A 12097-nucleotide genomic window follows, 5' to 3' on the forward strand; every position below is an offset into this window, starting at 1 on the left:
AATTAATAAAAATTACTTTATAATGTGAGTAAGGGGGAATTCATATGCCAGAGATTATTGACAACATAAAAGTTGCAGAAAAGATTAAAAAATTATTAAAAGAAAACCAAATGACACAGGATGATTTAGCAAATAAACTATCTATTACTAAATCAGCTGTTTCACAAAACTTAAGAGGTAAATCTACATTTGATATACAAAATCTAATTTTAATTGCTCAAATGTTTAATATGAGTTTAGATGAACTATTAAGTTTAGAAGACGAAACATCACCTAATTTTTCTGAATACCAAAAGGTTGTTTCAAAAGGAATGGATGCATTCAAAGGTCATGATCCAAAAAACCTAAATATTAAAACACCTGATATTTATGGTAAGGTTTTAATTGATTATATTATTGAACAAAAAGAATTTAACATGTTTAAGTATTTAAATGATGAAAAAGTAGAATTTGTTGAAACTTATTATCATAGACAATTAGAAATATACTTAAAAATAATTATCTTTATGTTAGAAAACAATTTAGGTGATATCCATCATTATGTACTACTTTATCAAAAACTAGAAGGTTCATTTAAAATTAAAAATGAATTACTAGAAAAAATGGTTTGGGGACTTTTAGATATGCCTCAAAACAATTATATGATGAGCAATTTATATACTCAAAAGCCCAACTTAAAAGAACGCTTTAAATTTATTAAAGAACCAAAGATTAATAGAGTTATATCAAAAAATGACTTGCTTGAAATGATTTCAAAATATAAATTAAAAAACATCTTAAACCAAATTATTCATAACCTTCTTGTTATGGAAGATTTAAAAGATGTTGTAACAATATTTTCAAAATATAGTTATATTGAAGGTATAACTATATTTATAAACCATTTTATTAAAGAAAAACTACCTTGGCTAAAAAAGGTCTCATTAGATGTTCAAAAACTATATTTGATGATTTTAGAGTTAAATAATTTAGACCTGATTTTACTTTTTGCACAAAAATCAATATATACGGATTTAACAGTCATCATAAAAAAATTAATTCAACAAGGACAAGTAACCTTTGCATTAGAACTTATAAATGAGTTTGAAGAAGAATTAGTATATAAAGAAATAGCACTTACTGCAATCAATAATAATCAAATAGATTTCTTAGAAAACATACTTCCTAAATTAAAAAATGATGATTTAAATTATTTATTTTCTCAAGTTAAAGATAAAAACATTAATATGCTTATATTCTTAATTAAAAACGGGGCTAAGGTAGAAGAGAAATATTATAATTTTGATACCTTTAAAAAGATTAATTTAATATTTGAAGAAGTGATTAAAAAAGGGGATAAATAATGAATGATTTTATTATTAACAATATAGAAACTATTACAGTTATAGGTTTTATATTTACTTTTATATTTTTGATAGTCATAATAAGTTTAATTAGATATTTATATGAACTCTTTACAGAAAATAAATTTATTATTGTTGCATCATCTAACATCGTATCAGGTGAGCTAGAAAAGCAGTTTATGGTAAGAATATTTAATAAAAATATGAATGATATTCGAATATCTAGCCTAGGTTTTTCTTATAAAGAAAATAATATTGATTTTTTTAATCAATATTTAGAAGACAACAAGCTAAGTAATAATCATAAAGTTGTTGTCTTATCAAGAGATTATATTACTTTAAATATTCATACCAATAAACTTAAAAATGTCATATTAGATATTAATAAAGGAAAAATGAAGGTTTCTAAGCTCGATGTTTATGTAACAGATGCCCTTGGTATAACTACTAAAATAAAAGCTAAAGAAATAAGAAAAATTATTTTGCGTATGATAAAAGAATCTCATAAATTAAAACAAATAGAACTAAAAATTGAAAAAGATAAACTTAAAAAAGAAAATAAAACAGAAAAACAAAGAAATAAAATAGAAAAAAAGATAATTAGAAAAGAAAAATTATCTAAAGTTATATTTAAACTAAAAAATTTATTTAAATCCAAAAAGTAATCAAGTTTAAGTCTATAAATAACCTCTAAACTATAAAAGTGATAAAATAAAGGTGTCATATAAGATAATTATATGAAAGGAGATTAAATATATGAAAAAATTATTTAGTACCATTATTTTGATGTTTCTACTTGTTTTAGTAGGATGTACAAATTCAAACAATGAATTACCTGATCTTAAAAATGATGATAAAGTAGAAATGACCTCTGAACAAAAACTTACATTTTTACAATCAGTTATGAATTTAGGCGAAGCTACATCAAAAAACTTTAGATTAGATACATTTATCAATGCTGAATATGCAGTAACGTCTAATTTAGAATATGAATCAGTAAACACGATGATGCAATCAAACATGACACAATCAGTGTCTATTGATTTTGATGCTACTAATTATATAGAAGTGGGTGAAAGTCATTTAGATACATATATGTATGCTAAATTAAACAAGTTAGATTTAAATGTATTAAGTGCAGAAAATTCTACAACCACTATATATAATGATGCAACAACAAATAATAATACTTATACATTAGACTTCTCTTTAACAGACTCATTTTTCTTAACAAAAAGTGATTATGCATATTATTATTTAAATGGTAGTCGTAATGTTGAGGTTAAAGAAAATAATGTAGTCCTCGAAGATGAATCATCTAATAAAAACTATGTAGAAATAAAAGAAAAATCATTAGAAAACAGAATAACAGAGTTAATTTATCAAGAAATTATTCAAAAGTTAGATGAATTTCAATCTATGTTAGAAGTAGATATAAATTTAGAAATGACTCCTGATGAAAGAACTAAAGCATTAGAGGCTTTAGATAATTATGTATCTATTTATTCAGAAGGTACAACACATACAGTTAGGTTCTTAATTACAACTCAAATGGTATCCGATTTAATTGATCAAACATTTGATATGCTTATACTAGAACTTGAAGATGGTTTAACATTAGAAAAGGCTACAGCCTTAAAAACAACAATTAAACAAGCGATCAAATCATTTGATTTTGACTTTAGAATCGTTTTAAAAGGTGAGCTTGAAGGCCAAAAACAAATCAGTCAAATCATGTTAATGGTAAAAGGTGATTTTAGTGGCTTTACACTGGATATGAAAGATTTTGATGAAATGAGTTTACCGGTTGTTTTAAATGTCACAGTAAAATTGAATAAATTAGGTTTTATTCTTGATTATGATGCTGATAAATTAACCTTACCAACAGCTGAAGAACTAAATGATTTTACAGAAGTTGAAAAAGCAATAATCTCAGAGGATATGGACTTTGGTTTTTAAACCCGTAACAAATAATTAAATAACTAAAAAAATAATCCCCTTTTAAAAATTATTAAATTTTAAAGGGGATTTTTCTTTATTGATTCTCATATAGATTTATGTTAACATCTAGACTATATAGTGAAGGATGTTAGCATATGTCAAAAACAATTGTACCCCAAGATTATGTGTCAAAATTAAACTTATACGACACGCAAACAGCTATTGGATTTATTAAAAATGAATTTCAAGTAGAACTTTCTAAGGCTCTTAATTTAAAGCGTGTATCAGCACCACTTTTTGTCTTATCTGAAACAGGATTAAATGATGGACTAAATGGTGAAAAACCCGTATCTTTTTTAGTGCCTAGCCTAGATAAACATGCAGAAATTGTACATTCTTTAGCTAAGTGGAAACGCATGGCACTATATAACTATGATTTTTATGTAGGTAATGGCTTATATACAGATATGAATGCTGTTAGAAAAGAAGAAATATTAGATAATATTCATTCAATCTATGTTGATCAATGGGATTGGGAAAAAGTTATTGATGAATCTATGCGTACGCTTGATTATTTAAAAAACACTGTTAAAGATATTGTTAAAGCAATCCATTTAACATCTAGTGCAGTTATAGAAAAATATCCATCAATTACATATCATGCCCCAAGTGAGGTTTTCTTTATAACAAGTCAAGAACTAGAAAACCTATATCCTACATTAGATAGTAAACAAAGAGAATACGAAATTACAAAAGACAAAGGTGTTGTATTTATTATTGGTATAGGTAATTTATTAAATTCTAATTTACCACATGATAATCGTGCACCAGATTATGATGATTGGTCTTTAAATGGTGATTTACTATATTATCATAAAACACTGGATATGGCAGTTGAAATTTCAAGTATGGGTATTCGTGTTAACCATGAAAGCTTATATAATCAACTTGAAAATAAATCCCGTTTAGAAGATTTAAAGTACCCTTATCATCAAATGATTATAAATAAAGAATTACCACTTACTATTGGTGGTGGTATTGGCCAAAGTAGACTTTGTCTAATACTCTTGGAAAAAGCACATATTGGTGAGGTTCAAGCATCCATTTGGGATGAAGAAACCATCAATGCATGTAGAAATAAAATTACATTGATCTAATAAAAAAGCACTTTCGTGCTTTTTTATTTATTAAGTCTCATCGCATAAAGATATAAAATTCCATTTAAAATAAATAATATATCATAGACAATAAAGAAGTTTAAGTATGGAATATTTAAATCATTTAAACTATAAAGTATATAAAATATAAAAAATATTTGGGGAACAAAATAAAGCAATGACATTTTAAAACTTGTAGAAGGATATAATTTTGGTGCTTTATATTGAAAAATAGATATAAAGATAAGTAATACATGATAAATTAACCAATATATATAATTATTTAACCCTCTAAGTTGATCACCTATGATAATTAAATAGATAAAAAATGAAGTAAATAACAACATAAGAAAGATATTGTAAAATACGCCGATTAAATATAATTGTTTTTTATGCATAAAAAATCCTTTCTAATAAAACAACCTTCATTTTAAAAAATGAAGGTTATAAATTAAGCAATATTAAAATAGTCCATAAATAAATTGATATGATTTCTAAATAAATTCTCATAATTTACTAAAAATCCATCAGGCTTATCACTTAAAAATTTCTCATAGAAGTGATAGACGAAGAATGAATGATACATTTTTGCTGCAAGCATTGGATCATCTTTTCTCATCTTACCTTTTTCCATTAAAGTTTTAAAGTAATAATTAAAAGATGTTCTTGGTTTTTGAATAAATTCAGTATGTAACAAATGTCTTAATCGTTCAATTTGAAATTGAAGAGGCATGATGAGTTTTGTTAATTGATTGATTTTTTGTCGTTCGAAAAAGTTATTTGTTTCAATTGATAAGTTTAAAAAGAATTCTCTTGGACTTAAATCAAGGCGTTTATATAAAGGATATACATATTGTTTAAGATCGGCTATTAAATCATATGCAATATCCATTAAAATATCTTCTTTAGATTTATAGTGATTATAAATAGAAGAAGCCTTAATACCAACACTTTTAGCTAAATCACGCATACCTAATTCATGATAACCATGAATAGAGAAAAGTTCTATAGCACTTTGATAAATTTTTTCTTTAGTTGTCATGCATATCCTCCTTGTTTACTAACGTTGTTATAGTTTAATTGTAACCACTGTTAGGTGGTTTGTCAATTAATAGAACCCGTAATAAAATAAATAATATGGTAAGATATTTATAAATTAAAGAATACGGAAAAAATATAAGTGAATGAAAAGAATAATACATAGTTTTTTAATCGTTTTTTTACTCATCATTATGAGTGCATGTGAAGATACTCAAATGAACGGTAAGTATACTGTCAAGTTTAATACCAACGGTGGTAATAAAATAAATAATATTTATATCTTAAAAGGAGAATTTTTAGATCTGCCAGATGATCCTATAAAGAAGGGTTATATTTTTGTTTATTGGTATGAAGATTTAGAATCAGTAAAATATGAAAACAATTTACCAATTACAAAAAATATAACTTTAAATGCCTTATGGGAAAAAGAGGCTGATGCAAATGAGACTACACAGATAAAAGCTAAAATTAATGAAGATATCATACATATAGAAAAAAATTTATTAGTGAAAAATAATCAACTAAATATCGTTGATAAAGGACCTATTAATAACTCAGATATTACATGGATAAATAACCATCCTTTTATATCTAGTAGTGGAACTGTATTAAATTTAATACCTGAATTTAGTATGGATTCAAATGCAACCATTAAAGCTAGATTTAGATTAGATGGTGTAATAGTGGATCATACCTTTAATATTGAGTTAAATGATTTTGAAGAAGTTACGATATCTAATTTTAAAAACATTCCATTTTATAATCAAACTGATGAATATCAAGTAAGGGATTCTAATATTAATTTATATTATGCGGAAAAAGGTTATGTACCATATGTTAAAGTTATTGATTTTATGAATTTATTAGAAGGGTTTATCGATTCAAATATAGACATAAATTATCTTAAAGATGAGCACACACTTTATATGTCATATAATTATTATGATAGTTCAAATGGTGTGAATTATGAACTTGGTTTAGAAATAGATAGTCTATATAATAAGATTAAACCTACAGATTCATCGTTTTTTTGGGGTTATGTCAAAAATACGACCACAAATTACTCTAGACACATAAATGATGATAAAAACAATCCTTTAGCGTATTTAAGTGAAGGTAAAGAACTTTTGTATGATTTAAATAAATATAATTTAGATATTGTATCTTATGAAGGTGACATATTATTACCTTACTATATAGCAAATCAATTATTTGCAGGTTCAAGTTACTATAATGTTTATTATAATGTGGATGCCTTATATGGAATTTATGCATTACCTAGTGAAGATAGTCAAGCTTATGAAATTATAAAGACATCTTCAAAAAATAATAACAAAATACCTTCTGATTTAATAGTTCATAATTTTAATAGCCTAGCCTTTTTTATGGATCATTTCTACGGATTAAAAGATATAAAAGAAATTCATTCATTTTATACCTATTTATTAGAGGATACAGATAACTTACTTTCAAATAATCCACTTAAACAAGAATTAGGAATTTTTCGACTAATTGTAGATAAAATTGATGAACCACATACCAGTTATGGATATCCAGGTTATTATAATGATTTAAATTATTATGGACCTACGATAAACGATATAAATGATTTTGGACCAAGGCTAAAATCTTGGTATATCGACGGATTGTATCAAACAGATATGGCGATTGCTAATAAATGGAACATTACACCTAGTTATAACTGGAGTGCAAGTGATCCTAAAAGACAAAAATACTTCTTTTTAGATAATTTAAAGACAAGTGTAGTGTTATCTTTAGATGCGTTTGCAACAGCAGATATTATAGAAGATAGTTTTTGGAAAGATGATATCATAAAAGATGTTCTTAAGACCCAGGATCAATTATTTCCAAATCTAGAAAATGGGAGTAAATATTTTTATTATAATATGTCTAATAAGAATGAAAATATTTTAGAGATATTAATAAAAGATGTAAGTGAGTCCACATACATAAATTATCAAGAAAGTTTAAAATCAAATGGTTTTGAAACAAAATTAAATACTTTATCAAAAGTTAGAGAAACATCGACTCATATATATTATATAAATAGTAGTTATGATAAAGACTTTGGTGCTGTATCTATAAGCATGAGTGTAAAGGAACTTCCTAATAATAGTGAACCGGTATTTATAAACGATCCACTTGGATTAATAAATTTAGATAGTGCCGTATTTATGGAGTTTTATATGGAAAAAATTATAAAGTTATCAGCTAACCTTAAAAACATCATATTAGATGTTACATGGAACACCGGTGGTAATGCAGGTGCTTTATACAGGGTTGTAGGATTTATAACAAATGAAAGTTTTTCTCTATCAAGTATAAGTGCGGATACCTTGGTTTATCAAACGGATTATATTTATATTGATGGTACACCAAATTATAGCAACCTAAATTGGGGACTCTTAACATCAAAAACATCTTTTTCTGCTGCTAATAGTTTAGCAACAATTTTCCTAGAGAATAACTTAGGTCCAATTATTGGTATTCAGTCAGGTGGTGGGGCATCAAGTATTACACCAATACTATTACCAATAGGTACTGCATTTACAATGTCATCTAATTATGTAACTGCTTATAGAATAGGTAGTAATACATTAATAGATCCATATGTATATCACCATAATGAATTTGGTATTGAACCAACTAACCCACTTGATATTTCAAAACTATATGATAATCGTTCCTTATTAAATATAATGAATGAGTATTACAAATAAACATTAATAACTCAAACTAAATAATCAAATCAAGGTAAAGTCCATAATTTTATGGATTTTACTTTTTAATTAAGTATAAATGTTATTAAAACTTGTTTAAAAAAGAAAAACTAATAAATGTTAAATCATTTAATTAAACTTAAAATATACAGTTTTATAAAAAAGATTAATAAAATAACCTTTTATGACAAAAAGGTACAAAAAACCTCGTATTTTGACAAATTATAAAATAATATGAAACAAAATAAAACGTTTTCATCATAAAAAACACGATTTTTATTGACATAAATGACAAAAACAATTAAACTAGTTGACAAACCATAAATTATGGGTTTGAAAAGAGAAAAAGAGGAGAGAGAAAATGAAAGTTTCCAAGAAATTATTCGGCGTGCTTACATTACTACTATTTGCAGTATTATTAGTAGCTTGTACGCCAGATGAAAAAGATCCAGATCCAGAACGTAACATTCCTACATTTTCAGGTGTTGGCCCTGTCACACTTGTAGTGGGTGATGAATTTAATGCGCTAGCTGGTGTTGGAGCAAAAGATCATGATGGTAAGGACTTAACTTCAAGTATTACTGTCACTGAAAATAATGTAGATACAGATGTAGCAGGAAATTATAGTGTTAAATATTCAGTAACTGACTCTGAAAATTTAACTGCAACAGCAACAAGAGCTGTTACAGTTAATGCTCAGGCTAATCTTTATGCAAATGGTTCATTTAACTACCGTTTTGCAGATTCTGAATTAAGACATACATTCTTTGCAGCAGCTGAAGGATATCTATTAAATAACGTAGCTGGTGGTGTTCCGCTATTTATTAACTCTGGTTCATCTATTTATAGTTCAAGAGTTAGTTTACCTGTCACTAAATATGTTCCGGTTATGGGATGGGGTTCAGCATTTGGTACATTAACAGCAGATGACTCAACGGTAACATTCTCTGGTGGTAAAACTGGGGTTGCAGGTGAGCGTACTTACAGAGCAGCATTTAGTTCAAACCCAACAACATTTAACCAATGGTTATCTGATGACTCAGTAAGTAGTGATGCAGCAGCATACATGTTAGACTCATTATATGCATTCTTATTTAATGATGATAAAACTGCATACGTAGTTAAAGAATCTATGGCGGCTGCTATGCCTACACCAGTTGAACCTGAAACTTTAGATTCAGGTTTAGTGGTATCAAACAAATGGGTGGTACCTGTTAAAGAAGGTCTAAAATGGGGCTTCCATCCACAAACTAATGTAACTGGTTTAGCAACTGATATTACAGCAAAAGACTTTGTAGATACATTTAGATTTGCACTTGATAATGGTTGGTTTAGAGCGATTGCTGGTGGTTCACACTTCTGGGCAACATCAAATAACGTTGTAGGGTCTCAAGCATATCGTAACTTTGTTAGTTCAAACCCAAATGCAACTCAAGCTCAAAAAGATGCAGAATGGGATAAAGTTGGATTTAAAGTTGTTAATGGTAACTCAATTGAATTTACATTCGCTTCTGACTTATCAGAGTGGAACTTAGTTTACTGGTTATCATCAAACACAATGACACCTGTCCATTTAGGTTTATTAGATAGAGAAGGTATTGCAAACTATGGTAGAACTCCACAACAAATGGCGTTTACAGGTCCTTACTACCTATCTAACTTTGAAGCTGATAAAGCTTTAGAATACAAGAAGAATCCAAACTTCCACACTCCAGATTTATATAAATATGATGGCTACTATTTCATAATTATTGAAAGAGCAGAAATTATCTTTGCTGAATTTGAAGCTGGTAACCTAGACTCTGCAGGTATTCCTTTAACAAAATTTGAACAATACAAATCACACCCGGGATTAAGACGTAGCCCTGGTGCAACAACATTTAGAATGACTATTAACGGTTTTGGAACAAAAGAAGCGCTACAAGAAACATTCCCAGATACAGAATGGACTCCAGAACCAATTTTAGCTAACGTAAACATGAAACGTGCATTATATTATGCGGTTGACCGTAAAACATTAGCTTGGGATATCTTAAAAACATCTGACCCAGGTCAATTCTTATTCTCTGATGCTTACTTAGTAGATCCACTAACTGGTACGGCATTTAGACAAACACCTCAAGGTCAAGCATTAGCAGCCAACCTAAGTCCTGAGACTTATGGATTTAACCCGGATGCAGCGACAGCTTACTTCAAAACAGCAGTAGCTGAATCGATTGCAGCAGGCGTACTACAACCAGGTACAGCAGCAAATCCAAGAGTTATTGAACTTGACTTATCAATTCAAGCAGCATCAACATCTCAAGCTCAAATGGCCGAGTTTTTAAAGAATTCAATTGAATCTTTATTAGTTGATACAGTAAATCATATTAAATTTGATATTACAATTGACCCAGTAACATTCCCAGATAACTATTATGCTAGAGGTTTAATCGGAAGATTTGACTTAGCTACTGGTGGTATTAGTGGTTCAACATTAGATGCAGCAAGCTTCCTAGAAGTATTTACATCAGATAATCGTGGTGGATTTACATTAGACTGGGGCTTTGATACATCAATTGCTAATATTCCTGTTACATATACAACACCGACTGGTGAAGAACGTGTAAATGAAATCTGGTCATTTGATGCAATTACTGCAGTTTTAAATGGACCTGTTACAGTTGTTGATGGTGTTGAAGTATTAGACACAGTTGCAATTAAAGCAGTAACAGATGCAATTGCAGCTTTACCAACAGTTGCAAATTATGTACATGCTACAGATGCAGATGCAGTTGATGCAGCATACACATTATATGCTGGTCTATTACCAAGAGCTCAAGCTCAAGTAGAAGGCGTTGATAAACTATTTGCATTATTAGATGCATATGATGCAGCAGAAGCGGCAGCTCAACTTGCAGATGCAGTAGAACTATTAGAAGATATTAATAGTGAATCAACAAGTGCTGAAGTAGCAGCAGCATTAAAAGCTTACCAAGGTTTAAGTGCTTCTCTTAAAGCACAAGTAGCAGCAACATTAGTTGCAGAACTTGCTACACAATATGCAGTATCTGTAAATGCAGCAATCGATGCAATCCCTACAGTAGTTACAACTGCTAAAGCAGATCAAGACTCAATTGCAGCAGCTAACACAGCATACAATAATCTTAAAGCCTTAGTAACAGCTGAAAGATTAGCTGAATTAGTATTACCAGCTGACTATGCAGTGATTACAGATGCATTAAATGAGTCAAGAGTATTAAAAGTTGTTGAAGCAATCGATGCATTAGTAGCATCTATTGGAGAACGTGCAGTAGTTCTAACAGACCGCTATGCAATCCAAGATGTAAGAACAGCATACAATGCATTAAAGACTCAAGCATTAGACTTACAACCTGAAGTTACAAATGCAAACGAACTATTTGCTCTTGAAGCAGAAGTTAAACCATTTGTAGACAATGAACAAGCTTACCTATGGACATTAACTGTTGCATCATTACCAGATAGTAATGACATCAGAACATCTCATAAAGTTCAAGTTGAAATTGCAATTAAAGCATACAATGCATTAAGCAATGAAGCTAAACTATTAGTTGGTACTGAACCAGAAGCGTTTGATGTACCTGAAACTCTAGTAGTGCTTGAAGATATTATTGATGCATTAGAATCATCAGGTGTTGAAGGATTAGTTGAAATTGTTCCTGCAACACAACCGGCTGCTTAATTAGTAATTTTTAAGCACAAAATTTTCACAAAAAATTAATTAAAATTTGAAACGTAAACAAACCACAAAAAAACTGTGGTTTGTTTACATGTTTCAATAAAGGCATTTGAACAATATAAATTAGGTAAAAAGATTATATATTTTTTTATCTAATTTATATAGATTCTGAGA

At 28.5% G+C, this 12097-nt stretch carries 7 protein-coding genes; 6 read left to right on the forward strand and 1 reads right to left on the reverse strand.

Going from position 1 to position 12097, the window contains the following annotated elements:
• Positions 1-44: 44 nt before the first annotated feature.
• From G324_RS07730 to asnA, 4 genes are all read left to right on the forward strand, one after another.
• Complete coding sequence (locus tag G324_RS07730) at positions 45-1343, forward strand: helix-turn-helix domain-containing protein (RefSeq protein WP_025725413.1); 1299 nt, start codon at positions 45-47, stop codon at positions 1341-1343.
• Positions 1343-2008, forward strand: a complete 666-nt coding sequence (locus G324_RS0105630; protein WP_025725414.1) for a hypothetical protein — start codon at positions 1343-1345, stop codon at positions 2006-2008. The genes G324_RS07730 and G324_RS0105630 overlap by 1 nt, the downstream gene beginning before the upstream one ends.
• Before the next feature lie 91 nt (positions 2009-2099).
• Complete coding sequence (locus G324_RS0105635) at positions 2100-3302, forward strand: hypothetical protein (RefSeq protein WP_025725415.1); 1203 nt, start codon at positions 2100-2102, stop codon at positions 3300-3302.
• Positions 3303-3439: 137 nt separating this feature from the next.
• Positions 3440-4441, forward strand: coding sequence for an aspartate--ammonia ligase (gene asnA, locus G324_RS0105640; protein WP_025725416.1), 1002 nt, complete (start codon positions 3440-3442; stop codon positions 4439-4441).
• 451 nt (positions 4442-4892) lie between these two features.
• Here the strand turns inward: asnA and G324_RS0105650 are convergent, their stop codons facing one another.
• A complete protein-coding gene (locus G324_RS0105650; protein WP_025725418.1) occupies positions 4893-5483 on the reverse strand; it encodes a TetR/AcrR family transcriptional regulator in 591 nt (196 codons plus the stop codon).
• A 142-nt stretch (positions 5484-5625) separates the two neighbouring features.
• On the opposite strand from G324_RS0105650, the gene G324_RS0105655 reads away from it, so the two are divergent.
• Positions 5626-8223 carry an InlB B-repeat-containing protein gene (locus G324_RS0105655; protein WP_025725419.1) on the forward strand — a complete coding sequence of 866 codons (2598 nt, stop codon included), beginning with the start codon at positions 5626-5628 and terminating at the stop codon, positions 8221-8223.
• A 361-nt stretch (positions 8224-8584) separates the two neighbouring features.
• The gene (locus G324_RS0105660; RefSeq protein ID WP_025725420.1) at positions 8585-11926 is read left to right on the forward strand and encodes an ABC transporter substrate-binding protein; all 3342 of its coding nucleotides are present in this window, start codon (positions 8585-8587) and stop codon (positions 11924-11926) included.
• Positions 11927-12097 lie beyond the last annotated feature (171 nt).

The sequence above is a fragment of the Acholeplasma granularum ATCC 19168 genome, from assembly GCF_000526235.1.
Taxonomy (GTDB): domain Bacteria; phylum Bacillota_I; class Bacilli_A; order Acholeplasmatales; family Acholeplasmataceae; genus Acholeplasma; species Acholeplasma granularum.

Coding starts and splice junctions, on each gene's coding strand:
- G324_RS0105650 (WP_025725418.1), bottom strand. CDS start 5,483: ATGACAACTAAAGAAAAAATTTATCAAAGTGCTATAGAACTTTTCTCT.
- G324_RS0105655 (WP_025725419.1), top strand. CDS start 5,626: ATGAAAAGAATAATACATAGTTTTTTAATCGTTTTTTTACTCATCATT.
- G324_RS0105660 (WP_025725420.1), top strand. CDS start 8,585: ATGAAAGTTTCCAAGAAATTATTCGGCGTGCTTACATTACTACTATTT.
- G324_RS0105630 (WP_025725414.1), top strand. CDS start 1,343: ATGAATGATTTTATTATTAACAATATAGAAACTATTACAGTTATAGGT.
- G324_RS07730 (WP_025725413.1), top strand. CDS start 45: ATGCCAGAGATTATTGACAACATAAAAGTTGCAGAAAAGATTAAAAAA.
- G324_RS0105635 (WP_025725415.1), top strand. CDS start 2,100: ATGAAAAAATTATTTAGTACCATTATTTTGATGTTTCTACTTGTTTTA.
- asnA (WP_025725416.1), top strand. CDS start 3,440: ATGTCAAAAACAATTGTACCCCAAGATTATGTGTCAAAATTAAACTTA.